Raw genomic sequence first — 22,719 nt, 5'->3', positions numbered from 1 at the left:
CGCCAGAACACCGCCGCCTGCGTTTCTCTTTCCATTCCACAATGTCAAAGAGCGTTCCGACTTCCGCCGGAGCCCGCCGCCGCGTTGGCCGCGGCGAGGAGCGGCGTATCTAGTCGCCCCCCCGGACCCTGTCAATCGGCCTCTTTCGACTTTTTGCGACAGAGGCGTTTTTCTTTTGCGCATAGCCGCCGCCGGCCCGCCCAGCCCCTTCGGTCATAAGGCTTCCGCGGACTTGCGGACCGGTGTTACAGCTTGGCCAGAACGAAAGACCTCTGGGGAGGGGCACATATGGCGGACGCCGCCGCATCAGAGAACGCGCGCCCGGACGGCGGGCCGTCCATGCGAACCGTCGTGGTGGCTTCCTCGGCCGGCACCGCCTTCGAGTGGTACGACTTCTTCATCTTCGGCACTCTGGCGGCGATCATATCGCGCAACTTCTTCACCGGCCTGAGCGATGCGGCCGGGCTGGTGGCGGCGCTCGCCCTGTTCGGGGCGGGCTTCGCCTTCCGCCCCTTGGGCGCGCTGATCTTCGGCCATATGGGCGACCGGGTGGGGCGCAAGTCGGCCTTCCTGTTCACCGTCACCCTGATGGGCGTGGCCACGGTGGGGATCGGCTTCCTGCCCACCTATGAGCAGGCGGGCCTGGTGGGGCCGGCCCTGCTGATCTTCCTGCGCATCCTCCAGGGTCTGGCGCTCGGCGGAGAGTATGGCGGCGCGGCCATCTATGTGGCCGAGCACGCTCCCGACGCCCGCCGGGGGGAGCATACGGCCTGGATCCAGGCGTCTGCGGCCTTCGGCCTGATCGGCGCCCTGGTGGTGATCCTGATCACCCGCACCACCCTGGGCGAGGCGGCGTTTTCCGCCTGGGGCTGGCGCATCCCCTTCCTGGTGTCGGCGGGCCTGCTGGCCATCTCCATCTTCATGCGGCTGAAACTGGCCGAGAGCCCCAGCTTCCAGAAGCTGAAGGCGGCCGGCGAAGAGACCAAGGCCCCCTTCGCCGAGGCCTTCGGCCGGTGGAGCAATCTGAAGATCGTCCTGCTGGTCCTGTTCGCCTTCATGAGCGCCCAGGGCGCGGTCTGGTACACGGCCTTCTTCTACACCCAGGTGTTCATGGAGCGCTTCCTCAAGGTGGAGCCGGCGACGGTCAATGCGCTTACCATCGCCGCCACGGTGGCCAGCGCGCCGCTCTATGTGGTCTTCGCCTGGCTGTCGGATCGGGTGGGACGCAAATGGGTCATGTGGTTCGGCATGACGCTGGCGCTGGTGGCCTTCTTCCCCGGCTTCAAGGCCATGACGCTGGCGGCCAATCCCGCCTTGGCCGAGGCCCAGGCCCGGACCCCTGTGGTGGTCGTGGCCGATCCGGCCAGCTGCAGCCTGCAGTTCGATCCGGTGGGCCGCGCCCAGTTCGCCACCGCCTGCGACATCGCCAAGACCGCCCTGGCCAACGCCGGGGTCTCCTACACCAACCAGGCCGCCCCCGCCGGCGCCCCGGCCCAGGTGAAGGTCGGCGCCATCACCGTGACCTCGGTGGACGGGACGGGCCTGGACCGGGCCGCCCTGGCCGAGACCAAGCGCCAGGTGGAGGGCCAGATCCGCTCAGCCCTGGCCGAGGCCGGCTATCCCGCCACGGCCGATCCGGCGCGGCTGAACCTGCCGCTGCTGTTTGGCCTGATGATGATCTTCGTGGTGGGGGCCACCGCCCTCTATGGTCCCATGGCCGCGGCCCTGGTGGAGCTCTTCCCCACCCGCATCCGCTACACGGCCATGTCCCTGCCCTATCACATCGGCACCGGCTGGGTGGGCGGCTTCGTGCCGTTCAGCGCCTTCGCCATCGTGACGGCCACGGGGGATATCTATGCCGGCCTCTGGTACCCGGTGATCTTCACCGCCATCAGCGTGGTGGTCTGCCTGTTCCTGCCCGAGACCAAGGGCAAGCCTCTGGACTGAGGCGCGCCTCAGCTTCCTGGGGCGGCCAACATGACTTCGACGGCGCAACCGGACGCGGCATAGGCGGCGACCTCGTCCGGCTCCGGGGGCGCCGTGACCAGACGCACCACCTTCAGCCCCTCGGCGGCCAGGGCGATGAGACGCTCGGGCGCGGCCTCGGCGAAGGGCAGCCGCTCGGCGTCCCGGCGCGCCATGCCCAGGATGTCAGGGTCGGCGTCTGGCGGCGCCACCAGCACATCGGCGCTGGCCAGGGCGCGGCTCGCCCGCAGGGTGATGAGGTCGGCCGGTCCGCGCCCGGCCACGAACACCAGGCGTCCGGGCTCAGGCGCATCCTCGGCCAGGGCCTTGCGCAGCAGGGCTTCGGCGGCCTCCATATTGCCCGCCATGGCCGCCTCGGCGGCCGGCCCTTCCAGGGCCCGGCGCAGAAAGGCCCGGCGGCGGGGCAGGTCGGGCAGGGCCGAGCGCACCTCGTCCTGCGTGCGCCGGAACAGGGCGGCCACCCGGCCCGTCCCTTCCGGGATGCGCGCCTCGATGGTGTTGCGCAACAGGGTCGCCAGCATGGGAGAGGCCCCGCCCGTGCCCACCGCGGCCACCACCTCGCCCCGGTCGATCACCGCCGGGGTGGTGAAGTCGCACTGGCTGGGGCTATCCACCACATTGACCGGCACCCGGGCGGCGCGGGCGGCGCTGACCGCGGCCTGGACGAACAGCTTGTCGGCGCTGGCCACGAAGGCCAGGCTCGCCCCGGCATAGGTCCCAGCCAGGAAGGCCTCGGCCCCCTCCGCCCGCACCAGCCGGGCCGGCGAGCCGTCGAACAGGCGGGCCTTGGCCTCGGCGGGCTCGCCCTGCCCCGCCACCACGATCTTGGCGCCGGCCAGGGGGAAGTAGGCGGGGAAGGCGTCCACGGCGGGCTCCTTATTGCGCGGGGGCGGTGCGTCGGCTTGGGCTCAGCCGGTCGAGCAGTTGCGATAGGGGGCGCCGGCCGCGCCGTCCAGGCGCGCCTGCGGACCCTGGGTCCAGAGCTCCACGCCCCCTTGAGCGAAGCGGGCGCCGGAGGCGGACGGCGCATGGGGCAGGCGGTAGGACCGGCCGCCGGCAGTGACCAGGGCGTGTTCCCCCGACAGGGCGTAGGCGGCCTTGAAGCGCTTTCCGTCCCGGCAGACATAGGTCATGGCCACGTCGGTGGCGTCCTCCGGCGCAGGCCCCCGGGCGGGCGGCGCGCTCGTCCCGGGCCTGGCGCCGACCGGGACGGACGGGCCGGACGAGGGCGCCACCGTGGCGCACCCGGCCAGCAGGCCGCCGACGGACAGGCCCAGCAGGGGCAACCTCAGGGCCGGCGTCATTTGAGCGTCTTCATGTGGGCGATCAGGGCGGCGCGGTTCTCGGCGCTGGGCACGGCGGTCACCATGCGGGTCCCCGGCGCGAAGGCCAGGGGTTTCGCCAGATAGGCGTCCAGATTGGCGTCGGTCCAGGCGCCGGACCTGGACTTGAGCCCTGCGGAATAGGTGAAGTCCGACCGCCCGGCGATGGGCGCGCCGGCCGCCCCGGCCAGGGTCGGTCCCATGGGCGTGCTCTTGTCCCCGTGACAGGTGCGGCACTGCAGGTTGAACAACCGCGCGCCGTCCTGGGCTGCGGCCGGCTGGACCGACATGAGGGCCGAGGTGACGCCCCCCAGGGCGATAAGGGCGAGAGCCGTGCGGTTCATACAACCTCCTGGATATGGGCGCAGGCCCTGGGCCCGATTTAAGCGCGTCAGCCGCCCTTACGCTTCGGCCTGAACAGCGTTAAGATCAAGCTTGAGCTTGGAGCTGAAAGGTAAGGCCATGGCTGGGACGCTGGATGTGAACGGTAGCGTGCTTTCGGTTCAGTCCCCGGGGGACACCCCCCTTCTCTGGGTCCTGCGCGATGAACTGGGCCTGACAGGAACCAAGTACGGGTGCGGAGTGGCCCAGTGCGGCGCCTGCACCGTGCTGGCTGACGGCGCGGCCATCCGCGCGTGCGTGACCCCGCTCGAGGCCGTGGCCGGGGCGAAGATCACCACCATCGAAGGCCTGGACGGCGCCCATCCCCTGCAGGCCGCCTGGGTGGCCCGCGACGTGCCCCAGTGCGGCTACTGCCAGTCGGGCCAGATCATGTCGGCGGTCGCCCTGCTGGCCCAGTCGCCCCAGCCTACGGATGCGGAGATCGACGCGGCCATGGCCGGCAACATCTGTCGCTGCGGCGCCTATCAGCGCATCCACGACGCCATCAAGGACGCCGCCGCCGCGCCGGCGGCCCAGGTCTGACGGGAGGTTCTCATGAACGCACGGTTCAATCCCCCGACGACGGCTCCCGCCCCGGGCCTGTCGCGCCGGCAGGTGATCGTCACTGCGACGGCCGCCGGCGGGGCGCTGCTGGTGGGCTGCTCCCCCACCGATCTGATGGCGGTGGGCGCCCAGACCGAGGTCGGCGCCTTTGGCCCCTTCATCAAGATCGCCCCCGACGGCGCGGTGACCCTGGTCTCCAAGCATATCGAGTTCGGCCAGGGCAACCACGCCGGCCTGGCGGCCATCGTCGCCGAGGAACTGGACGCCGACTGGGACCGGGTCGGCTATGAGCATGCGCCGGCCAACGCCAAGCTCTACGCCAATGGGACCATGGGCGCCCAACTCACCGGCGGGTCCACGGCGATCAACAATTCCTGGGACCAGCTGCGCAAGGCCGGCGCGGCGGCCCGGGCCATGTTCGTGGAGGCCGCGGCCAACCGCTGGTCGGTCGGCGTCGGCGAGATCACCGTGGCGAACGGGGTGGTGAGCCACCCGGCCTCGGGCCGCAGCGCCACCTTCGCCGAACTGCTGGAGGACGCCGCGCGGGTCACGCCCCCCGCCGAACCGCAGCTGAAGGACCCTGCCGCCTTCACCCTGATCGGCACGGACCGGGTGCGGCGCAAGGACAGCCTGGCCAAAAGCACCGGACAAACGGTCTTCACCCTGGATGTCCAGGCGCCCAACCTGCTGGTGGCCATGGTCGCCCATCCGCCCCGCTTCGGCGCCAAGGCGGCCAGCTTTGACGCCGCCCAGGCCCTGAAGGTCCCCGGCGTGGTCGGGGTGCATGAGATTCCCTCCGGCGTGGCCGTGGTGGCCCAGTCCACCTGGGCGGCCAAGCAGGGACGCGACGCCCTGACCGTCCAGTGGGACGAGGCCAAGGCCGAAACCCGGGGCTCGGCCGAGATCCTGGCCCGCTTCCAGGGCCTGGCGGACGGTTCGGCGACCCTGGCCGACGGCGAGACGTGGCAGAGCTTCGAGTCCAAGGGCGACGCTGCAGCCCAGACCGGGGGCGCGGTCTTCGAGCAGGCCTATGACTTCCCCTATCTGGCCCACGCCGCCATGGAGCCCATGAACTGCGTGGCCGAGGTGAAGGGTAACAAGGTCAAGCTGACCTTCGCCTCCCAGGGGCCGACCCTGGACCAGCTCAATGTGGCCCGCCTGGTCGCCAACCTGCCCGGCGCGGTGGAGATCGAAACCCTGCCGGCGGGCGGCTCGTTCGGCCGTCGGGCCAACTTCCAGTCCGACTATGTGGTCGAGTGCGTCCATATCGCGAAAAAGGTGGGCGAAGGCCGGCCGGTGAAGCTGGTCTGGACCCGCGAGGACGACATGGCCGCGGGCTATTACCGGCCCCTGGTTCACCACCGGGTGAAGGTGCGCCTGGGGGCGGACGGATTTCCCACCGCCTGGACCCATCGCATCGTCACTCAGTCGATCATGAAGGGCGCTCCCTTCGGCGGCGGCGGGGTGGACGAGACCGCGGTGGAGGGCGCCAAGGGCTCGCCCTATCTGAAGGCCATCGCCCATGTGGACGCCCAGCTTCTGACCCCGGACGCCGGCGTGCCCGTGCTCTGGTGGCGTTCGGTGGGCGCCACCCACACGGCCTATGTGATGGAGCACACCATCGATCAGCTGGCTCGCAAGGCCGGACAGGATCCGGTGGATTATCGCCGCGCCCTCTATCGCAAGGCCGGCGCCCAGCGGCATCTGGCGGTGCTGGACCTGGCCGCCGAGAAGGCCGGCTGGGGATCGCCGGCGCCGGAGGGCTGGACCCGGGGCGTGGCGGTCCATGAGAGCTTCGGCTCGGTGGTGGCCCAGGTGGCCGAGGTGAAGCTGGAGAACGGCGAGCCGCGCGTGGGCCGGGTGGTCACCGCCATCGACTGCGGCACGGCCATCGCCCCGGACCAGATCGCCGCCCAGATGGAGGGCGGGACCTGCTATGGCCTCTCAGCCGCCCTTTACGGCGCGATCACCCTCACCGAAGGGCGGGTGGATCAGACCAATTTCGACACCTACCGGGTGCTGCGCCACAACGAGGCGCCGCGGGTGGAGACCCATATCGTTCCTCAGCCCGCCGGGACCCATCCCACGGGGGTCGGCGAGCCGGGCACCCCTGTGATCGGACCGGCCGTGGCCAACGCCCTGCTGGCGCTGAATGGGGAAGCGATCACCGCCCAGCCGTTCATGAAGGCCTGAGGCGCCGGTCAACGGCCCGGCAGGTCCTCCAGACGGTCCACGTCGAAGAGGACGCCGGGGTCCTCGCAGGGCGCCAGGGCGAGGCCCGCGCCCAGGCCCGCCAGCACCGACCTGAGTCCCTCGTCCCCCCTGGCCTCGGCCAGGCGGGGAATGAGGGCGCGCCCCACAAGAACCGGATGGCCCCGCCGTCCCCCATGCACCGGCGCGGCCGCCTGGGCGCCCCCGGCCAGGGCGGCCACCAGCTCCGGCCCCACCGCGGGCGGAACAAGGGGCATGTCGCCCAGCAGGATGAACACCCCCGAGAGGCCCGTCGGCAGGGCGGCGGCTCCTGTCCGCAGCGAGGCGCCCATGCCCTCGGCGTGGTCGGCGGCATGGACGATCTTCAGCCGGTCGGCCTGGCCACCCCGGGCGGCTGCCGCCTTTGCAGCCTCGGCCACCGGTTCGGCCTGGGCGCCGGTGACCAGCACCACCGCCTCGGCCAGGGCCAGGGCGGTGGTCACCGCCCCGTCCAGCAGCACGCCGGATCCATAGGGCGCCAGCAGCTTGCCGCCGCCGAACCTGCGCCCCGCCCCGGCGGCCAGAATGATGGCGGCCCATTGGTCTCTTTCGCCCGCCGCCCCTGTCGTCATCGCTCGGCCTCGCCTATGTTGTCCGCACGCCATGACGCCCTATGACGCCACATTCCTGCAAGGGTCCGGCCCGCAAAGGTCCGGCCTGCACGCGCCGGCGCCGCTGATCGACGGCTTCGGCCGGACGGTGACCTATCTGCGGGTCTCGGTTACCGATCGGTGCGACCTGCGCTGCGTCTATTGCATGGCCGAGCACATGACCTTCCTGCCCAAGAAGGACCTGCTCACCCTGGAGGAGCTGGACCGGGTCGCCAGCGCCTTCATCACGCTGGGCGTGCGCAAGCTGCGGCTGACCGGGGGCGAACCCCTGGTGCGCAAGGGGATCATGAACCTCATCGGCGGCCTGTCCCGGCATCTGGCGTCCGGCGCCCTGGATGAGCTGACCCTCACCACCAACGGCACCCGGCTGGAGGCCTTCGCCGCCCCCCTGGCGGCGGCCGGCGTGCGGCGGATCAATGTCTCCATGGACACCCGCCGGCCCGACCTGTTCCGCAAACTGACCCGGGGCGGCGATCTCGCCGCCGTGATGGCCGGGCTCAAGGCCGCCCGCGCCGAAGGCATGGCGGTGAAGATCAACGCTGTGGCCCTGGCCAGCGACAACGCCCGGGAACTGCCCGAACTGATCGCCTGGGCCCATGGCGAGGGCATGGACATCACCCTGATCGAAACCATGCCGCTCGGCGAGATCGAGGCCGACCGCACCGACCAGTACCTGTCCCTGCGCCAGGTCCGCACCGAGCTGGAGAGCTTCTGGACCCTCGAAGACCTGCCGCTCTCCACCGGCGGGCCGGCCCGCTATGTGCGCGTGGCCGAGACGGGGGGCCGGCTCGGCTTCATCACCCCGCTCAGCCACAATTTCTGCGAAAGCTGCAACCGGGTCCGCCTGACCTGCACAGGGGTGCTCCACACCTGCCTGGGCCAGGAAGATGAGCGCGACCTCCGCGCGGTCCTGCGGGCCGGCGCGTCCGACGCCGACCTGGTGGCCGCCATCCGCCGGGCCGTGGACGCCAAGCCGCAGGGCCATGACTTCCAGATCGCCCGCTCGGCCAGTCCGGCCGTGGCCCGTCACATGTCCACCACGGGGGGCTGAGCCATGACCCGGGTGCTGCTGTTCGGCCCCTTGAGGGATGTGGCCGGCTGGCGCGACAGGCGGCTGGAGCCGCCGCCCGCATGCCTGTCGGAGCTTCGCCTGCGTCTGGCGCAGGAGGACGCCGCCCTGGCCGCGGCCCTGGACGGACCCGGCGTGCAGGTGGCCTTGAACCAGGCCCTGGTGCGCGGGGACGCCGACCTGACCCCTGACTGCGAGGTGGCCTTCCTGCCGCCCATGAGCGGCGGATGATCACCCTTCTGCAGGAACCGTTCGAGCCCGGCGCGCAGCTGAGCGCCTTCTGCGCCGGGCGCACCGAAACCGGGGCGGTGGCGAGCTTCGTGGGTCTCGCCCGGGCCGAGGGCGGACAGGCCGCGCGCCTGGAGCTGGAGGCCTATCCCGGCTTCACCGAGGCCGAGATCGGCAGGATCGCCGAGACCGCGCGGGAACGGTTCGCCCTGGACGATCTGATGATCCTGCACCGGATCGGCCTGATCGCCCCGGGCGAGGCCATCGTCTTCGTCGCCGCCGCCGCGACCCACCGGCGGGCCGCCTTCGAGGCCTGCGACTATCTGATGGACTATCTGAAAAGCCGCGCCCCCTTCTGGAAGAAGGAACATGGGCCGGACGGCGCCCGCTGGATCGAACCGCGCGCCCAGGACCATGCCGACATCGCCCGCTGGACCGCCAGCGACTGAAACCCCGATGCGCGCCGCCCGCGCCTTGAGCTGGAGAGACCGATGACCACAGCCGCCATCGCCCCCGGGGGCCGGATCGACGAGGCCAAGGCCTTCGTCCCCGTGCGCATCGCCGTCCTCACCGTGTCCGACACCCGCGACAGGGCCAGCGACACCTCCGGCCAGGTCCTGGCCGACCGGATCACAGGCGCCGGCCATGCCCTGGCCGGCCGCGCCATCGTGCGCGACGACGTGGACGCCATCCGCGGACAGGTGCGGGCCTGGGTGGCCTCGGGCGAGGTGGATGTGGTGATCACCACCGGCGGCACCGGCATCACCGGCCGGGACGTGACGCCCGAAGCCCTCACCCCCCTGTTCGACAAGACCCTGGACGGGTTTTCCGTAGTCTTCCACATGGTCAGCTATCAGAGCGTCGGCCTGTCCACCCTGCAGAGCCGGGCCACCGCCGGCATTGTGGGCGGGGTGTTTGTCTTCTGCCTGCCCGGCTCCAACGGCGCGGTGAAGGACGGCTGGGACAAGGTGATCTCCGCCCAGCTGGACAGCCGCCATGGCCCCTGCAACATGGTCGAGCTCATGCCCCGGCTGGGCGAGAAATGAGCGGCCTCACCCATATCGACGAGACCGGCCGGGCCAATATGGTCGATGTCTCCGCCAAGCCCGCCACGGCGCGCGAGGCGATCGCCCAAGGCTTCGTGCGCATGGCGCCGGAGACCCTCGCCCTGGCGCTGTCGGGGGACGCCCGCAAGGGCGACGTACGCGCCACCGCCGAGATCGCGGGCGTCATGGCCGCCAAGCGGACCAGCGAGCTCATCCCCCTGTGCCACCCCCTGATGCTGTCCAAGGTGGAGGTGCGGGTGAGCGAGGCCGAGGGCGGCCTGGCCGTGACCGCGCGGGTGCGGACCACCGGCCAGACCGGGGTGGAAATGGAGGCCCTGACCGCCGTCTCCGTGGCCTGCCTCACCCTCTATGACATGCTGAAGGCCGCCGAGAAGGGAATGGTGATCGAGGCCGTGCGCCTGATCTCCAAGTCCGGCGGGGCCTCAGGCGACTGGAGCGCCCCGTGAAGCTCCTGCCCGTGGCCGAGGCCCGCGCCCGCATGCTGGCCGAGATCGCGCCCCTGGGCGCCGAGACCGTGGCCCTGGAGGCCGCCATCTGTCGGGTCCTGGCGGCCGACGTCAGCGCCCGGCGCGACCAGCCCCCCTTCGACGCCTCGGCCATGGACGGCTGGGCCGTGCGCAGCGCCGACACCCCGGGGCGCCTGACCATTGTGGGCGAGAGCGCCGCCGGCCACGGCTATGCGGGCGCGCTTTCGCCCGGCCAGGCGGTGCGCATCTTCACCGGCGCAGCCCTGCCGTCCGGCGCAGATTCGGTGGTGATCCAGGAGGACGCCCGCAGGGACGGGGATGTCGTCGAGGTTCCCGGGGCCGAGCCCCTGCGCCACCTTCGCCCGCGCGGCGGGGACTTCCGCAGCGGCGATCGCCTGCTGTCCCAGGGTCAGAGGCTCGATCCCTGGCGCCTTTCCCTGGCGGCTTCGGCCGGCCTGGCCGAAGTGGCCGTGGCCCGGTCGCCCCGGGTGGCCATACTTTCCACCGGCGAGGAGATCGTCGAGGCGCCCGGCGAACCTGGCCCCTATCAGATCTATGATTCCGGCGCCCCGGCGCTGGCGGCCATGGCCCGGGGCTGGGGGGCGACGGTCCTCCGGACGCGACCCGTGCGCGACGATCTCGAGGCCGTGGTCACCGCCCTGCGCGCCGCCGAGGCCGACCTCGTGGTGACGGTGGGCGGCGCCTCGGTGGGCGATCATGATCTGGTCCGCGCCGCCGCCGAGACCCTGGGCCTGTCGCTGAAGGTGGCCAGCGTGGCGGTGCGGCCAGGCAAGCCGACCTTTTTCGGGGTGCTGGGGGATGGGCGACGCCTGCTGGGCCTGCCGGGCAATCCCGCCTCGGCCTTCGTCTGCGCCGAGCTGTTCCTGAAGCCCATTCTCGACGCCTGTCAGGGGGCGGCCGAGGGCTTCGCCACCCGGAGCGCCCGCACCGCCGTGGCCCTGGAGGCCAATGGGCCCCGCGAACACTGGATGCGGGCGCGCCTGGACGTGGCGGACGGGGTCCTCACCGTCCGGCCCTATGGCGATCAGGATTCTTCGCTGGTGAGCATCTTCGCCGGGGCCGACGCCCTGCTCCGCCGGGCCCCGGACGCTCCGGCTGCGGCGGCGGGCGAGACGGTGGAGGTCCTGCCCTTGAGGCGGGCCTGACGCAGGGCCATGATCTCGCCGATCACGGAAACGGCCACCTCCCAGGGCGCCTTGCCGCCGATGTCGAGACCGATGGGGGCATGCAGCCGGGCGATCGCAGCCTCTTCCACGCCGAGGGCGCGCAGGCGATCCAATCGCTCGGGCAGGCGCGCCCGGGCGCCCAGCAGCCCTACATAACCCGCCGCCGAGGGCAGGGCCGCCAGCAAGGCGGCCTGATCGGTGGCCAGGTCATGGGAGGCCACAGCCACCGCCGTCCAGGGATCAAGCCCCAGGCGGCTGAGCGCCACATCGGGAGTTTCGCGGCTATAGGCGACCCCGGCCAGGGGCGGCGGGGCGGCCGGCCCCTTGGGGCGCACAAGGGTGGTCTCGAACCCCGACTGAGCGCCCAGCATGGCGATGGCCAGGGCGGCCGGATCGGCCCCCACCACCGCCAGACGGGGCGAGGGCACATAGTCCCGCCGGATGGCGCCGTCCCAGGTCGCGGCCTCTTCTGGCCCGCAACACCGCCGGGTCACGCCGTCGCTCAGCCAGACGCAGGGTCTGCGCTCATTCTGGGCGTTGAGAAGTTCGGCCAGGGCCGGGTCGTCGGCGGCCACCCGCTCCAGGAAGATCTCGATGCGCGCCCCGCAGAGCAGCTGGATGTCGGGCCAGGGACTGCCCTGGCCATAGACAAGCGTGCGCGGCGTTCCATCCTCCAGACAGGCGGCGGCGTGGGCCGCCACGTCGCTCTCAACACAACCCCCTGAAAAGTAACCGGAAACGACGCCTTCCCCGAAGACCATCTGGGTCCCCACCGGGCGCGGGCCGCCCCCGTCGAGGGCCGTCAGGGTGGCCAGGACCAGGGGCCGCCCCCCCGCCGAGGCGGCCCGGAGCGCGGGCCGGACGTCCTCGTCCAGGCCGAACAGGGGCCACTCCGGTAACGCCTCGTTCATCATACGGATTAACCCCGGTGAAAGGTTCCAGATACGGCTTCTTTAGGCCTGACAGATAAGCATGAGCCTCGACAAGTGCAGCCGTTCGAGCCTTCGCCGCCCATGACCTCTCCTCTCGCCAAGCTTGGCCTCGGCTCCGGCCAGTTCGTTCTCGATCAAGGCACGGTTCGCGGCCGCCCCGCCGGCGCCGAGGTGCGCGACATTCTTTCGGTGGCCGCCCGGGCGGGCCTGCCCGTGTTCGACGTGGCCGGCGGTTCGCCCCAGGGCGAGACCACCATCGGCGAGGCCATGCCCAAGCCCCTGCCCTTCCGCGTGTCCATCAGCACCATCCGCGCCGACCGGGGTCCGGACATGGTGGAGGCCGAGATCCGCAATTCCCTGCGCCGGCTGGGCGTCGCCCAGGCCGACTGCATCCTCGTGCCGTCGGCGGCCGAGCTGTTCGGCCCCCATGGCCTGGCCCTGTGGACCCGCCTGCAGCAGCTGCGCGATCAGGGGCTGTGCCGCCGCATCGGGGTCGCGGTCTTCGCCTCTGACGATCCGGTGGGCCTTGCCCGGCGCTTTCGTCCCGACGTCATCCAGGCGCCGGCCAGCCTGCTGGACCAACGACTGCTGATCGACGGCACCCTGGCCACCCTGGCGGGCATGGGGGTGGAGGTGCAGCTGCGCTCCATCTTCCTGAACGGCCTGATCTTCCTGCCGCCTGACCGGGCGCCCAGCCATCTCAAGGCCGCCGCCAGCCGCATCTCGCGGGCGCGCCGGCTGATCGCCGAGGGCCGCAGCGACCCGCTGCAGGCCTGCCTCGGCTTCGCCCTGTCCCGCCCGGAGGCCACCACCGTCCTGGTGGGCGTCACCTCGGCGGCCGAGCTCCAGGCCGTGGTGGCCGCGGCCTCCTCCCCGCCGCCGGACCTGGACTGGGACGACATGGCCCTGGACGATCCCGTGGCCCTGGACCCCAACCAGTGGGCGGCGGCCTAGGCGCGTCCGACCAGGACCTCCCGACCGTCATTCGATTTGCCTGAAAGCGGATGACGGCTTGTCAGGCCGTCCACGCCCCGTAGGGATCGGCGAAGGGCTGGCTGAGCGCCTGGGCCACCGCCGGGTGGGTGATCTGGCCGGCCAGCACGTTCAGTCCGCGCGCCAGGTGCGGATCATCCCCCAGGGCCCCCAGCCCCTTGTCCGCCAGGGCCAGGCCGAACGGCAGGGTGGCGTGAACCAGGGCCTCGGACGAGGTGCGGGGCGCGGCGCCCGGCATATTGGCCACGCAATAATGCACCACCCCGTCCACCTCATAGGTGGGATCGGCATGGGTGGTGGGCCTGGAGGTTTCAAAACAACCTCCCTGGTCGATGGAGACGTCCACCAGAACCGACCCCGGCTTCATGCGCGCCAGATGCTCGCGCCGCACCAGCTTGGGCGCCGCGGCGCCCGCGCTCAGCACCGCCCCGATCACCACATCGGCCCTCAGCACCTCTTCCTCCACCGCATCAAGGGTGGAGTAGCGGGTCAGCACCCGGCCCAGGAACATGTCGTCCAGTTCGCGCATGCGCGGGATGGAGCGCTCCAGCACCACCACCTCGGCGCCGACGCCGGCGGCCAGGCGGGCGGCGTTCATGCCCACCACCCCGCCCCCCAGAACGCAGATTCGCGCCGGGCGCACGCCGGGCACCCCCGACAGCAACAGGCCCATGCCGCCATTGTGCTTGAGCAGGGTCTCGCCGGCGGAGAAGACGGCGATGCGGCCGGCCACCTCCGACATGGGCGCCAGCAGGGGCAGGCCCCCGGCCCGGTCGGTGACCGTCTCATAGGCGATGGCCGCGCAGCCCGAAGCCATCAGCCCCTCGGCCTGGGCCGGATCGGGCGCCAGGTGCAGATAGGTGAAGAGGATATGGTCCTGCGTCAGGCGCGCCCATTCGCCGGGCTGGGGCTCCTTGACCTTGATGATCAGCCTGGCCTGATCGAACACGGCCGCGGCGTCGGGCGCCAGCCGCGCCCCGGCCCGCTCATAGTCGGCGTCGCCGTAGCCCGCGCCGATTCCCGCTCCGGCCTCCACCCAGACCTCATGCCCGTGGGCGACATATTCCCGCACGGCGGTGGGGGGCAGGCCGACCCGATGTTCGTTCGGCTTGATCTCGCGGGGCACGCCGATGCGCATCTCAACCTCCATTAGGGCAATTCATTGCAGCCCAAAGAGGGATGTGGGCGAAAATTCCCTCGCCCGTCAACCAAGCACGCAGGCCGCCAGCCCATCGCGCCGAACCGTCCCGGCGGCGGCCTGGATGCGTCCGGTGCGACGTCTCACATAGGGTCCCGGCTCCACCACCTTGTAGCGCAGGGGGCTGGGCAGCACCGCCACCAGCCGGGCCGCCTGGGTCGGGGAAAGATCGGCCGCGCTGACCCCGAAATAGCGCCGGGCCGCAGCCTCCGCCCCATAGATGCCGGGGCCGAATTCGGCGACGTTGAGATAGACCTCCATGATGCGGGGCTTGCCCCACATCACCTCGATCAGCACGGTGAAATAGGCCTCCAGCCCTTTGCGCACATAGGACCGGTCGGGCCAGAGGAAGACGTTCTTGGCCGTCTGCTGGCTGATGGTGGACCCGCCCCGCACGCGATCAGACCGCTCATTGTGGTCCATGGCCTTGCGGATCGCCTCCAGGTCGAAGCCGCGGTGGCCGCAGAAGTTGGCGTCCTCCGACGCGATCGCCGAGCGCACGAGATGCGGCGACAGCTGGTCCAGCCCCCGCCAGCTCTTGTTCAGGCCCCGCCCCTCGGCCAGCCGCTGAATCATCAGGAAGGTCACCGGCGGCGGCGCAAAGCGATAGACCGCCACCGCCAGGACCGGCCCGACAAAGCCGATCACCAGCAGGAGAATCAGCAGGGTGCGCACCAGCCGGCCCAGCTGGCCGCGGGATCGGGGCGCTCGTCCCCCCGGCTTGTTCTTGGCCATGTCGGTCACGCTCGCCCCGTCCTTGCCTTGACCTTAGGCGGGGCTGCTATCCAGGGGAAGGGACCGCCACAGGAGGATGCCATGAATGTCAGCGAAGCGGTGGAGCGCCGGGTTTCCATCCGCGCCTTCCGGCCAGATCCCGTGCCCGGCGCCGTGGTCCGGGAGATTCTGCAGGCGGCGGCCCGGGCGCCCTCCGGCGGCAATCTGCAGCCCTGGCGCGTCCACGCCCTCGCCGGCGCGCCGCTGGATGAGCTGAAAGCCAGGGTGCGGGCCAACCCCTTCGGCGAGGAGCCGGAGTATGATGTCTATCCGCCCAATCTCTGGGAGCCCTTCCGCACCCGACGGTTCCAGTGCGGTGAAGACCTCTACGCCGCCCTGGGCATTCCGCGGGAGGACAAGACCGCCCGCCTGACCCAGCTGGCCAAGAATGGCGAGCTGTTCGGCGCGCCGGCCGGCCTGTTCTTCAGCCTGGACCGCCAGGTCGGCCCGCCCCAATGGGCCGATGTGGGCATGTTCATGCAGACGGTCATGCTGCTGGCCGCCGAGCGGGGCCTGGCCACCTGCGCCCAGGAATACTGGGCGCGCTATCCGAAGACCCTGGCCGAGGTCCTGGCCCTGCCGGAGGATCACATGATCTTTTCCGGCATGGCCCTGGGCTATGCGGACGAGACCGCGCCCATCAACACCCTGCGCACACGCCGCGACCCCTTCGAGGTCTGGGGCGACATGCGCGGCTTCGACGACTGATCCCGCGCAGCGCAGCATAGCCGAGCCCCGGGCCTTCGCCGGCGACGTCAGGGCGCCTCGGCCACGCCCGCCCCGCCGTCCTCGTCGCCCCAGGCCACGCGCCGGCCGTCCGGCGTGATGGCCAGCGCCGTGATCGGCGGACCCTTTTCGGCCTTCAGCATTTCGGTCTTCTGGCCCACCAGGTCACAGACCCAGACCCGACCGTCCTCCAGGCCCGCGGCCACCCGCTGGCCGGTGGGCGGTGCAGCCACCCGCGAGACCAGGGTGGAGGCGTCGAAGCCCACCTCGGCGGCCTGCTTGCCCATGGGGCCGGTGGAGCCGCCGAAGGGCCAGATCACCACCCCTTGGGCGCCCGAGGTGGCCATCATCTGGCCCTTGGACAGGAAGACCAGGCTCTTCACCTTGGCCGGATAGCCGCCCATGCGCATGTTCTTCTCATCGGCCACCCGCCAGCCGTGCAGCTGGTTTTCCTGCATGGCCGACATGAGGAACTTGCCGTCCGGGCTCCAGGCCAGGGCGATGTGGCTGCCCGCCCATTCCAGGACCAGGGGCTTCTGCTCGGCGATGCGGGCGAACCAGAGCCAGGCGCCGCCATAGGTGGCCACGGCCAGGCGACGACCCTTGGGATCGAAGGCCAGGCCCGCGGCCGAACGGGGATGAGCGAAGCTGCGGACGAAGGCGGGATCGGCGGCGTCGCGGACTTCCACCGTCTTGCCGGCGGCGAAGGCGATGAGGCCCGATTCCCGGCTGGCGGCCACCGCATCGATCCAGCGCCCCGGCTGACGGGCCAGGGTCTGGGCGCCGTCCGGCCGGGTCCAGACCAGCGCCCCGTCGTCTCCGCCGGTCACCAGTCCCTGGCCGGAGGGGTGCAGCGCCGCATCCAGCACGGCGCCTTGATGCGCCTGGACCACCGGCCCCGATTCGAAGCGGACCGTGCCATCCCCCAGGGCGAAGAGGGCCTCGCCCGAGGCGGAAAACTGGACGGCGGTGACATAGGCGTCGAAGGCGTAAGGCATGGAGAGGCTCTTAGTGCAGGAGCAGACGCCCCTGCAAACGGCGAACACAGGTCTTGGCCCAACCGCCGCCTGCCGGGAAATCAGGCGCGGCTGGACCTGTGGCGGGCGCCGGGGGGCCTCCTGCGGGCCTCCTGCGGCGCAGGATCGCCGCTTGAGGCTTTACAAGCTCGCCCTGAAAAGCGAATGGTCTTGCCGAAACGGACGGGCGCGCGCGGGCGCGGCCTAAAGGGAAGGAATTGCATATGGGTGCGAAGATGTCCGGCGGGGGGAGCTCGAAGTTCGACCTCGGCCAGAACAGCGACATCAACGTCACGCCCTTCGTGGACGTGATGCTGGTGCTCCTGATCATCTTCATGGTGGCCATTCCGGCCGCGACGGTTTCGATCAAGCTCGACCTGCCGCCGGCCATTCCGCCGCCGCCCGGCACGGTCGTCCAGGAGCCGACCCTGATCAACGTCCAGCAGGGCGGCGCCATCTTCATCGGTGAGCGTCCCACCAGCCTGCGGACCCTGGGCGCCGACCTGGCCGCCGAGCTGGCCGTGCCGGTCCCCACCGAAGAGCGCGTCTATGTTCGGGCCGACCGCACCGTTCGCTATGGCGAGTTCATGAGCGTCATGAACCAGCTGCAGACCGACGGCTACTTCCTGGTCGCCCTGATCAACGAAGAACTGTCCTGATCCCCGGCGGCGCGCCTGCGCCGCCTCCAGGAAACGAAAACGCCCGCCGGACCTCCGGCGGGCGTTTTTGCGTCCAGACGCTGACGGCGCGCGCGCTCGCCTCTGAGTTTAGAGCTTGATGCGATCAGACGGCTCCGTCTGATCGCATCAGGTTCCTAGGCCGCGCACGCCTCGAAGCCCTGGCGCAGCTTGGCCTCATCCAGATTGCGGCCGATGAAGACCATGCGGCTGAAGCGCGGCTCGTCGGGACGCCAGTCGCGTTGGAAGTCGCCCTCGAGGATCATGTGGACCGCCTGGAAGACCAGGCGGCGGTCTTCCCCGGCCACGTCCAGAATGCCCTTGGCGCGCAGAATGTCCGGCCCCTGGTCCTGTAGCAGATCGTTGAGCCAGCGGGTGACCCGCGTGCCGTTCAGCGGCCGCTCCAGGGTCAGCGCCACCCCGCGAATCCCCGCCTCGGCCACATGGTCATGCCCATGGTCGTGCCCATGGTCATGATGGTGATGATCGTGGTCGTGGTCATGATGGTCGCAGGTCTCGTCATGGACGTGACCCGGCTCCCCGTGGGCGGGGTTGAGGAATTCGGGATCGAGGCCGGTGATCCGCTCCAGGTCGAACCCGCCGCGCCCCAGGACGGCGTCCAGCGGCACGTTGGAGCGCTGGGCCCGGTGGATGGGGGCCAGCGGATTGATCCGGCGGATCTGCGCCTCCACGGCGGCCAGTTCTTCGGTGCTCACCAGATCGGTCTTGTTCAGGATGATCTGGTCGGCGAAGGCGATCTGTTCCACCGCCTCGTGGCTGTCGGCCAGGCGCAGAGGCAGGTGCTTGGCGTCGACCACGGTGGTCACCGAGTCCAGCTGCGCCTTGGCGCGGACGTCGTCGTCGACAAAGAAGGTCTGGGCCACGGGGCCGGGATCAGCCAGGCCGGTGGTCTCCACGATGATGGCGTCAAACCCGCCCTTGCGCTTCATCAGGCCTGACAGGACCCGGATCAGGTCGCCGCGCACCGTACAGCAGACGCAGCCATTGTTCATCTCGAACACCTCTTCGTCGGCGCCGACGATGAGTTCGTTGTCGATGCCCACCTCGCCGAATTCATTGACGATGACGGCGTAGCGCTTGCCGTGATCTTCGCTGAGAATGCGGTTGAGCAGGGTTGTCTTGCCGGCGCCGAGATAGCCGGTGAGCACGGTCACGGGGGTCTTTTCAGTCATGGCTGTCATCTAGTCATTGCGCCGCCCTTAGGGAACAGGAACCTCGCAAACCCAACCTTCGCGGCCGTCTTGACCGCGCTTGCGTGTTATAGAATAACGCGCGCCCGCCCTTCCGGGCGCGAAGGGGACCCGCGCTTGCGCCAGGATCAGCCGCCGCCCTCCGATCCGCCGGCGCCGCTCGACGGCTTCCGGGCTGACCGGACCTATCTGGGCGCCCATCACGCCCGCAATGAACGGCGGGTCTGGCTGGTGGCCGGCATCAGCGGCGTGGCCCTGGTCCTGCAGCTTATCGGCGGGCTCGTCTTCCATTCCATGGCCCTGCTGGCGGGGGGGATCCACACCGCCGCCCACGTGGCCGCACTCAGCCTCGCGGGCCTCGCCTACCTCCTCTCCCGGCGCTTCGCGGGCGACCGCCGGTTCAGCTTCGGGGCCGGCAAGGTGGGCTACCTCGCCGCCTTCGCCAACGCCGTGGCCCTGGGGGTCACCGCCCTGCTGCTCGCCGCCGAGACGCTCGGCCATCTGGGGGGCGGCGAGGGGGCGCATTATCATGAGGCCACCCGCCTGGCCTTCGCCGCCCTGGCGGTGAACATCCTCTGCATGTGGCTGCTGAAGCCGCCCAGGCGCGCGCCCGCGGCCCAGGACGACGACCTCAATCTCAACGCCGTGCATATGCATCTGGCCGCCGATGTGCTGGTTTCGATTCTGGCGGTGGCCGGTCTGCTAGCCGGGGAGCATCTGGGCTGGACCTGGGCCGATCCGGCCGCCGGCCTGCTGGGGGCGGCGCTGGTGGCGCGCTTCGCCTGGACGCTGGCCCGCGGCTCGGCCGCCGTGCTGCTGGACATGACCCCCAGCCCCGCCCTGGCCGAGGAGATCCGTGCGCGCCTCCAGGCGCTGGGCGGAGAGGTCATCGACCTGCACCTCTGGCGGCTGGGCCCGGGCCACCATGCGGCCATCGCCGTGGTGTCCGATCCCCAGGACCGGCCCGCCCGGCTGTTCCGCGCCACCCTGGCCGACCTGGCCGGTCTCAGCCATCTTACGGTGGAGGTGCGCGGGCCTCGCCCCCTCGCCGAGGCGGTCGAGACCCCGAGCCTTCGGATCGATCCCCCGCGTTGACTCACCAGTCCGCGTCTGTATAAGTCCGCGGCTCTCGCCCGCGGGCCACCTCGCGGGCGTAATCCTTTTTGCATTAAGTCCAAGGCGCGAACCATGTACGCGGTGATCAAGACCGGCGGGAAACAGTACCGGGTCCAACCCGGCGACCTGCTGGTGGTTGAAAAGCTGGACGGCGAACCGGGCGCCGATGTCGCGTTCGGCGACGTCCTCATGCTGGGCGACGGCGATACGGTGACCCTGGGCGCGCCCGTGGTCGACGGCGCCAGCGTCTCGGCGACCCTGATCGAGACCCGCAAGGGCGAGAAGGTGAAGATCTTCAAGAAGATCCGTCGCCAGGGCTATCGCCGCACCCGCGGTCATCGCCAGCTCGAAAGCGTCCTGCGCGTCACCTCCATCGCCGGCGCCGGCCTGAGCGCCAAGTGGGATGGCGAGGTCGATCTGACGCCCAAGGCCGTGCTCGACGCCCGCGCCCGCGGCTTCAAGGCCGAGTTCGAAACCCCGGCCGCCGCCGAGGCCAAGCCGGCCAAGGCCGCCCCGAAGACGGCCGCCAAGGCCGACGCCGAGGCTCCGGCCGCTGAAGCCAAGAAGGCGGCTCCGAAGAAGGCCGCCGCCAAGGCCGAGGACGGCGAGACGAAGGCTGCGCCCAAGAAGGCCGCCGCCAAGAAGGAATCGGACGCCGAATAAGGCGCCCCAGAAGGTCTAGGAGAGCACCATGGCTCACAAGAAATCCGGCGGCTCCTCGCGCAACGGTCGCGACTCGGCAGGCCGCCGTCTCGGCGTAAAGAAGTTCGGCGGCGAAGCGGTGCTCGCCGGCAATATCATCGTGCGCCAGCGCGGCACCAAGTACTGGCCGGGCGACAATGTGGGCATGGGCAAGGACCATACCCTCTTTGCTCTCGAAGCCGGCGCGGTGAAGTTCGTCACCAAGCGCGACGACCGCACCTATGTGACGGTGGTCCAGGCCGAGGGGGCGAGCGCCGAATAGGCGGAACCCTCCTTGAGACCGGTTCCGCCTCTCAGGATCTGAGGCGGACCGGACAGGAAAACTCCGAACGGGGAGTCCGGCCGCCGGACTCCCCGTTTTCGTTTTCCGATGGGCTCCGGGAGAGAGCCCGGGAGGGAAGGATGAGCATTCAGCTGGACGGCGCGCCCGTCATATCCACCGAACGGCTGCGCCTGCGGCCTCCCAGGCCGGAGGACGCCCCCCGCATCGCCGCCCTGGCCAATGACGAGGGGGTGGCGAAGATGACCACCCGCATGCCCTTTCCCTATGGCGAGGAAGATGCGCGCAGCTTCCTGGCCCGCTGCCAGGATCACGACCCTCGGCGCGAGCAGGTCTTCGCCATCGAGCAGGACGGCTCAGGCCTGATCGGCATGCTGGGCTTCCACCCCGACGAGGAAGGGCGGACCGAGGTGGGCTACTGGCTGGGCCGCCCCTACTGGGGACAGGGCTACGCCACGGAGGCGGCCGACCGGGCGCTGGCCTGGGTCTCGGAGTCCTGGGGGCGGCGCTATCTGATGGCCGGCCACTTCGCCGACAATTCCGCCTCGGGGAAGGTGCTGTGCAAGACAGGCTTCCTCTATACCGGCGAGGTCCAGCCTCGCCATTCCCTGGCCAGGGGTGAACCCTGCCCCACCCGCATGATGGTCTGGCTCGCCTAGACCGTCATATTTTGTCATATCGGAGCCTCGCCCCCCGGACCGCCGGGCGGGCGAGGCCCTGCCGGATACGCCGATGAAATTCCTCGACCAGTGCAAGATCTACATCCGCTCGGGCAACGGCGGCGGCGGGGCGGTGTCCTTCCGGCGGGAGAAATATATCGAGTATGGCGGCCCCGACGGGGGCGACGGCGGCCGCGGCGGGGATGTGTGGATCGAGGCCGTGGACGGGCTGAACACCCTCATCGACTATCGCTACCAGCAGCATTTCAAGGCCGGCACGGGCGAGCACGGCATGGGTCGCAACCGCCACGGCGGCGCGGGCGACGACATCGTCCTGAAGGTGCCCGTGGGCACCCAGGTGCTGGAAGAAGACAAGGAAACCCTGATCGCAGACATGGACCATGCCGGCCAGCGGCTGCTGCTGCTGAAGGGAGGCAATGGCGGCTGGGGCAACGACCGTTTCAAGGGGCCGATCAACCAGGCCCCGCGCCACGCCAATCCCGGCCAGGAGGGCGAGGAGCGCTGGATCTGGCTGCGCCTGAAGCTCATCGCCGATGTGGGCCTGGTGGGCCTGCCCAACGCCGGCAAGTCCACCTTCCTGGCGGCGGTCTCGGCGGCCAAGCCCAAGATCGCCGACTATCCATTCACCACGCTGGCCCCGAACCTCGGGGTGGTGGACCTCTCCACCAATGAGCGGTTCGTCATCGCCGACATTCCAGGCCTGATCGAGGGCGCCTCCGAAGGGGCGGGTCTCGGCACCCGCTTCCTGGGCCATGTGGAGCGCACCGCGGTGCTGATCCACCTGGTGGACGCCACCCAGGATGATGTGGCCGAGGCCTACCGCACCATCCGCCAGGAGCTGGCCGCCTATGGCGAGGGCCTGGCCGACAAGCCCGAGCTTCTGGCCCTGAACAAGGTCGACGCCCTGGACGCCGAGACCCGGGCGGCCAAGACCGCCGAACTGGCGGAGGCCGCCGGCGTCGATCCCCGGCAGATTTCCGGCGTCTCCGGCGAGGGCGTCACCGACATCCTGCGCCACGCCTGGCAGGCGGTGCGCCAGCGGCGGGCCGAAGAGAACGCCGCCCAGGCCATCGCCGCCCCCGAAGGCTGGACGCCATGAGCGATCTGGCCGCCGCCCGGCGGATCGTCGTCAAGGTGGGGTCGGCCCTGCTGGTGGGGGCCGACGGCTCCCCCAACCGTCCCTGGCTGGAGGCGCTCGCCCGCGACATCGCCCGCCTGCGCGGGCGCGGCCAGCAGGTGCTGGTGGTCTCCTCCGGCGCCGTGGCGCTGGGCCGCCGCCGGC

The 22,719-nt window shown here is 70.7% G+C and carries 26 protein-coding genes and 1 pseudogene; 18 read left to right on the top strand and 9 right to left on the bottom strand.

Going from position 1 to position 22,719, the window contains the following annotated elements:
- Nucleotides 1-339 precede the first annotated feature (339 nt).
- A complete protein-coding gene (locus V7D28_RS05100) occupies nucleotides 340-1,947 on the top strand; it encodes an MFS transporter (RefSeq protein WP_333586280.1) in 1,608 nt (535 codons plus the stop codon).
- 8 nt (nucleotides 1,948-1,955) lie between these two features.
- Here V7D28_RS05100 and V7D28_RS05095 read toward each other — a convergent pair whose 3' ends face one another.
- From V7D28_RS05095 to V7D28_RS05085, 3 genes are read right to left on the bottom strand one after another with little or no spacing between them, the layout of a single operon-like run.
- The gene (locus V7D28_RS05095; RefSeq protein ID WP_333586279.1) at nucleotides 1,956-2,852 is read right to left on the bottom strand and encodes an NAD(P)-dependent oxidoreductase; all 897 of its coding nucleotides are present in this window, start codon (nucleotides 2,850-2,852) and stop codon (nucleotides 1,956-1,958) included.
- Between the two features lie 42 nt (nucleotides 2,853-2,894).
- The gene (locus tag V7D28_RS05090) at nucleotides 2,895-3,290 is read right to left on the bottom strand and encodes an MliC family protein (protein ID WP_333586278.1); all 396 of its coding nucleotides are present in this window, start codon (nucleotides 3,288-3,290) and stop codon (nucleotides 2,895-2,897) included.
- The gene (locus tag V7D28_RS05085; RefSeq protein WP_333586277.1) at nucleotides 3,287-3,652 is read right to left on the bottom strand and encodes a c-type cytochrome; all 366 of its coding nucleotides are present in this window, start codon (nucleotides 3,650-3,652) and stop codon (nucleotides 3,287-3,289) included. The genes V7D28_RS05090 and V7D28_RS05085 overlap by 4 nt, the downstream gene beginning before the upstream one ends.
- 118 nt (nucleotides 3,653-3,770) lie before the next feature.
- On the opposite strand from V7D28_RS05085, the gene V7D28_RS05080 reads away from it, so the two are divergent.
- Nucleotides 3,771-4,232 (top strand): (2Fe-2S)-binding protein, encoded by a 462-nt coding sequence (locus tag V7D28_RS05080; protein WP_333586276.1) that lies wholly within the window; start codon nucleotides 3,771-3,773, stop codon nucleotides 4,230-4,232.
- A 12-nt stretch (nucleotides 4,233-4,244) separates the two neighbouring features.
- On the top strand, nucleotides 4,245-6,446 hold the full coding sequence (locus tag V7D28_RS05075) for a xanthine dehydrogenase family protein molybdopterin-binding subunit (RefSeq protein WP_333586275.1): 2,202 nt from the start codon (nucleotides 4,245-4,247) through the stop codon (nucleotides 6,444-6,446).
- Between the two features lie 8 nt (nucleotides 6,447-6,454).
- Here the strand turns inward: V7D28_RS05075 and V7D28_RS05070 are convergent, their stop codons facing one another.
- Nucleotides 6,455-7,075 carry a nucleotidyltransferase family protein gene (locus V7D28_RS05070; RefSeq protein WP_333586274.1) on the bottom strand — a complete coding sequence of 207 codons (621 nt, stop codon included), beginning with the start codon at nucleotides 7,073-7,075 and terminating at the stop codon, nucleotides 6,455-6,457.
- A 31-nt stretch (nucleotides 7,076-7,106) separates the two neighbouring features.
- Between V7D28_RS05070 and moaA the strand changes: the two genes are divergently transcribed.
- Genes moaA through V7D28_RS05040 form a run of 6 tightly spaced genes read left to right on the top strand, consistent with a single transcriptional unit; the run spans nucleotide 7,107 to nucleotide 11,111 of the window.
- The gene (gene moaA / locus V7D28_RS05065) at nucleotides 7,107-8,165 is read left to right on the top strand and encodes a GTP 3',8-cyclase MoaA (protein WP_333586273.1); all 1,059 of its coding nucleotides are present in this window, start codon (nucleotides 7,107-7,109) and stop codon (nucleotides 8,163-8,165) included.
- 3 nt (nucleotides 8,166-8,168) lie between these two features.
- The gene (locus V7D28_RS05060) at nucleotides 8,169-8,414 is read left to right on the top strand and encodes a MoaD/ThiS family protein (RefSeq protein ID WP_333586272.1); all 246 of its coding nucleotides are present in this window, start codon (nucleotides 8,169-8,171) and stop codon (nucleotides 8,412-8,414) included.
- Entirely contained in the window at nucleotides 8,411-8,860 is a 450-nt protein-coding gene (locus V7D28_RS05055; protein WP_333586271.1) for a molybdenum cofactor biosynthesis protein MoaE, read from the top strand. Before V7D28_RS05060 ends, V7D28_RS05055 begins: the two co-directional genes overlap by 4 nt.
- 42 nt (nucleotides 8,861-8,902) lie before the next feature.
- Entirely contained in the window at nucleotides 8,903-9,457 is a 555-nt protein-coding gene (moaB, locus tag V7D28_RS05050; RefSeq protein WP_333586270.1) for a molybdenum cofactor biosynthesis protein B, read from the top strand.
- Complete coding sequence (gene moaC / locus V7D28_RS05045; RefSeq protein ID WP_333586269.1) at nucleotides 9,454-9,924, top strand: cyclic pyranopterin monophosphate synthase MoaC; 471 nt, start codon at nucleotides 9,454-9,456, stop codon at nucleotides 9,922-9,924. The genes moaB and moaC overlap by 4 nt, the downstream gene beginning before the upstream one ends.
- Entirely contained in the window at nucleotides 9,921-11,111 is a 1,191-nt protein-coding gene (locus tag V7D28_RS05040) for a molybdopterin molybdotransferase MoeA (RefSeq protein ID WP_333586268.1), read from the top strand. The genes moaC and V7D28_RS05040 overlap by 4 nt, the downstream gene beginning before the upstream one ends.
- 23 nt (nucleotides 11,112-11,134) lie before the next feature.
- On the opposite strand, the pseudogene V7D28_RS05035 reads toward V7D28_RS05040, so the two are convergent.
- Nucleotides 11,135-12,043 (bottom strand): annotated as a pseudogene (locus V7D28_RS05035) (XdhC family protein); the annotation flags it as partial.
- Nucleotides 12,044-12,145: 102 nt separating this feature from the next.
- Here V7D28_RS05035 and V7D28_RS05030 point away from each other — a divergent pair.
- A complete protein-coding gene (locus V7D28_RS05030; protein WP_333586267.1) occupies nucleotides 12,146-13,018 on the top strand; it encodes a bifunctional regulator KidO in 873 nt (290 codons plus the stop codon).
- Between the two features lie 61 nt (nucleotides 13,019-13,079).
- Here V7D28_RS05030 and ald read toward each other — a convergent pair whose 3' ends face one another.
- Nucleotides 13,080-14,195 carry an alanine dehydrogenase gene (ald, locus tag V7D28_RS05025; protein WP_333586282.1) on the bottom strand — a complete coding sequence of 372 codons (1,116 nt, stop codon included), beginning with the start codon at nucleotides 14,193-14,195 and terminating at the stop codon, nucleotides 13,080-13,082.
- Between the two features lie 66 nt (nucleotides 14,196-14,261).
- The gene (gene mtgA / locus V7D28_RS05020; RefSeq protein WP_333586281.1) at nucleotides 14,262-14,990 is read right to left on the bottom strand and encodes a monofunctional biosynthetic peptidoglycan transglycosylase; all 729 of its coding nucleotides are present in this window, start codon (nucleotides 14,988-14,990) and stop codon (nucleotides 14,262-14,264) included.
- An 81-nt stretch (nucleotides 14,991-15,071) separates the two neighbouring features.
- Between mtgA and V7D28_RS05015 the strand changes: the two genes are divergently transcribed.
- Nucleotides 15,072-15,737 (top strand): nitroreductase, encoded by a 666-nt coding sequence (locus V7D28_RS05015; RefSeq protein ID WP_333586266.1) that lies wholly within the window; start codon nucleotides 15,072-15,074, stop codon nucleotides 15,735-15,737.
- Between the two features lie 47 nt (nucleotides 15,738-15,784).
- Here V7D28_RS05015 and V7D28_RS05010 read toward each other — a convergent pair whose 3' ends face one another.
- Nucleotides 15,785-16,753 (bottom strand): WD40 repeat domain-containing protein, encoded by a 969-nt coding sequence (locus V7D28_RS05010; RefSeq protein ID WP_333586265.1) that lies wholly within the window; start codon nucleotides 16,751-16,753, stop codon nucleotides 15,785-15,787.
- A 242-nt stretch (nucleotides 16,754-16,995) separates the two neighbouring features.
- Here V7D28_RS05010 and V7D28_RS05005 point away from each other — a divergent pair, with 242 nt between their 5' ends.
- Nucleotides 16,996-17,430: a biopolymer transporter ExbD gene (locus V7D28_RS05005; protein ID WP_333586264.1), complete on the top strand. Its 435-nt coding sequence runs from the start codon at nucleotides 16,996-16,998 to the stop codon at nucleotides 17,428-17,430.
- 155 nt (nucleotides 17,431-17,585) lie between these two features.
- On the opposite strand, the gene V7D28_RS05000 is transcribed toward V7D28_RS05005, so the two are convergent.
- Nucleotides 17,586-18,650, bottom strand: coding sequence for a CobW family GTP-binding protein (locus tag V7D28_RS05000; protein WP_333586263.1), 1,065 nt, complete (start codon nucleotides 18,648-18,650; stop codon nucleotides 17,586-17,588).
- A 126-nt stretch (nucleotides 18,651-18,776) separates the two neighbouring features.
- Between V7D28_RS05000 and V7D28_RS04995 the strand changes: the two genes are divergently transcribed.
- The 6 genes from V7D28_RS04995 to V7D28_RS04970 all read left to right on the top strand — a co-directional run.
- Complete coding sequence (locus V7D28_RS04995) at nucleotides 18,777-19,754, top strand: cation diffusion facilitator family transporter (protein WP_333586262.1); 978 nt, start codon at nucleotides 18,777-18,779, stop codon at nucleotides 19,752-19,754.
- A gap of 93 nt (nucleotides 19,755-19,847) precedes the next feature.
- Entirely contained in the window at nucleotides 19,848-20,438 is a 591-nt protein-coding gene (gene rplU, locus V7D28_RS04990; RefSeq protein WP_333586261.1) for a 50S ribosomal protein L21, read from the top strand.
- A gap of 28 nt (nucleotides 20,439-20,466) precedes the next feature.
- Nucleotides 20,467-20,739 carry a 50S ribosomal protein L27 gene (rpmA, locus tag V7D28_RS04985; protein WP_333586260.1) on the top strand — a complete coding sequence of 91 codons (273 nt, stop codon included), beginning with the start codon at nucleotides 20,467-20,469 and terminating at the stop codon, nucleotides 20,737-20,739.
- 140 nt (nucleotides 20,740-20,879) lie between these two features.
- Complete coding sequence (locus V7D28_RS04980; protein ID WP_333586259.1) at nucleotides 20,880-21,416, top strand: GNAT family N-acetyltransferase; 537 nt, start codon at nucleotides 20,880-20,882, stop codon at nucleotides 21,414-21,416.
- A 73-nt stretch (nucleotides 21,417-21,489) separates the two neighbouring features.
- Nucleotides 21,490-22,536, top strand: a complete 1,047-nt coding sequence (obgE, locus tag V7D28_RS04975; RefSeq protein WP_333586258.1) for a GTPase ObgE — start codon at nucleotides 21,490-21,492, stop codon at nucleotides 22,534-22,536.
- On the top strand, nucleotides 22,533-22,719 hold a 187-nt coding region (locus tag V7D28_RS04970), incomplete at its 3' end, for an amino acid kinase family protein (RefSeq protein WP_442957894.1). The genes obgE and V7D28_RS04970, both read left to right, overlap by 4 nt.

Source organism: Phenylobacterium sp., from assembly GCF_036723115.1.
Classification (GTDB): domain Bacteria; phylum Pseudomonadota; class Alphaproteobacteria; order Caulobacterales; family Caulobacteraceae; genus Phenylobacterium.
The sequence above is the reverse complement of the archived record's forward strand: the minus strand, read 5'-3'. Positions and strand labels throughout refer to the sequence as shown.

What these genes read in the sequence shown, in the direction of transcription:
- V7D28_RS05100 (WP_333586280.1), top strand. Translation starts at nt 340, where the DNA reads ATGCGAACCGTCGTGGTGGCTTCCTCGGCCGGCACCGCCTTCGAGTGG.
- V7D28_RS05090 (WP_333586278.1), bottom strand. Translation starts at nt 3,290, where the DNA reads ATGACGCCGGCCCTGAGGTTGCCCCTGCTGGGCCTGTCCGTCGGCGGC.
- V7D28_RS05085 (WP_333586277.1), bottom strand. Translation starts at nt 3,652, where the DNA reads ATGAACCGCACGGCTCTCGCCCTTATCGCCCTGGGGGGCGTCACCTCG.
- V7D28_RS05080 (WP_333586276.1), top strand. Translation starts at nt 3,771, where the DNA reads ATGGCTGGGACGCTGGATGTGAACGGTAGCGTGCTTTCGGTTCAGTCC.
- V7D28_RS05075 (WP_333586275.1), top strand. Translation starts at nt 4,245, where the DNA reads ATGAACGCACGGTTCAATCCCCCGACGACGGCTCCCGCCCCGGGCCTG.
- V7D28_RS05070 (WP_333586274.1), bottom strand. Translation starts at nt 7,075, where the DNA reads ATGACGACAGGGGCGGCGGGCGAAAGAGACCAATGGGCCGCCATCATT.
- moaA (WP_333586273.1), top strand. Translation starts at nt 7,107, where the DNA reads ATGACGCCCTATGACGCCACATTCCTGCAAGGGTCCGGCCCGCAAAGG.
- V7D28_RS05060 (WP_333586272.1), top strand. Translation starts at nt 8,169, where the DNA reads ATGACCCGGGTGCTGCTGTTCGGCCCCTTGAGGGATGTGGCCGGCTGG.
- V7D28_RS05055 (WP_333586271.1), top strand. Translation starts at nt 8,411, where the DNA reads ATGATCACCCTTCTGCAGGAACCGTTCGAGCCCGGCGCGCAGCTGAGC.
- moaB (WP_333586270.1), top strand. Translation starts at nt 8,903, where the DNA reads ATGACCACAGCCGCCATCGCCCCCGGGGGCCGGATCGACGAGGCCAAG.
- moaC (WP_333586269.1), top strand. Translation starts at nt 9,454, where the DNA reads ATGAGCGGCCTCACCCATATCGACGAGACCGGCCGGGCCAATATGGTC.
- V7D28_RS05030 (WP_333586267.1), top strand. Translation starts at nt 12,146, where the DNA reads ATGACCTCTCCTCTCGCCAAGCTTGGCCTCGGCTCCGGCCAGTTCGTT.
- ald (WP_333586282.1), bottom strand. Translation starts at nt 14,195, where the DNA reads ATGCGCATCGGCGTGCCCCGCGAGATCAAGCCGAACGAACATCGGGTC.
- mtgA (WP_333586281.1), bottom strand. Translation starts at nt 14,990, where the DNA reads ATGGCCAAGAACAAGCCGGGGGGACGAGCGCCCCGATCCCGCGGCCAG.
- V7D28_RS05015 (WP_333586266.1), top strand. Translation starts at nt 15,072, where the DNA reads ATGAATGTCAGCGAAGCGGTGGAGCGCCGGGTTTCCATCCGCGCCTTC.
- V7D28_RS05010 (WP_333586265.1), bottom strand. Translation starts at nt 16,753, where the DNA reads ATGCCTTACGCCTTCGACGCCTATGTCACCGCCGTCCAGTTTTCCGCC.
- V7D28_RS05005 (WP_333586264.1), top strand. Translation starts at nt 16,996, where the DNA reads ATGGGTGCGAAGATGTCCGGCGGGGGGAGCTCGAAGTTCGACCTCGGC.
- V7D28_RS05000 (WP_333586263.1), bottom strand. Translation starts at nt 18,650, where the DNA reads ATGACAGCCATGACTGAAAAGACCCCCGTGACCGTGCTCACCGGCTAT.
- rplU (WP_333586261.1), top strand. Translation starts at nt 19,848, where the DNA reads ATGTACGCGGTGATCAAGACCGGCGGGAAACAGTACCGGGTCCAACCC.
- rpmA (WP_333586260.1), top strand. Translation starts at nt 20,467, where the DNA reads ATGGCTCACAAGAAATCCGGCGGCTCCTCGCGCAACGGTCGCGACTCG.
- V7D28_RS04980 (WP_333586259.1), top strand. Translation starts at nt 20,880, where the DNA reads ATGAGCATTCAGCTGGACGGCGCGCCCGTCATATCCACCGAACGGCTG.
- obgE (WP_333586258.1), top strand. Translation starts at nt 21,490, where the DNA reads ATGAAATTCCTCGACCAGTGCAAGATCTACATCCGCTCGGGCAACGGC.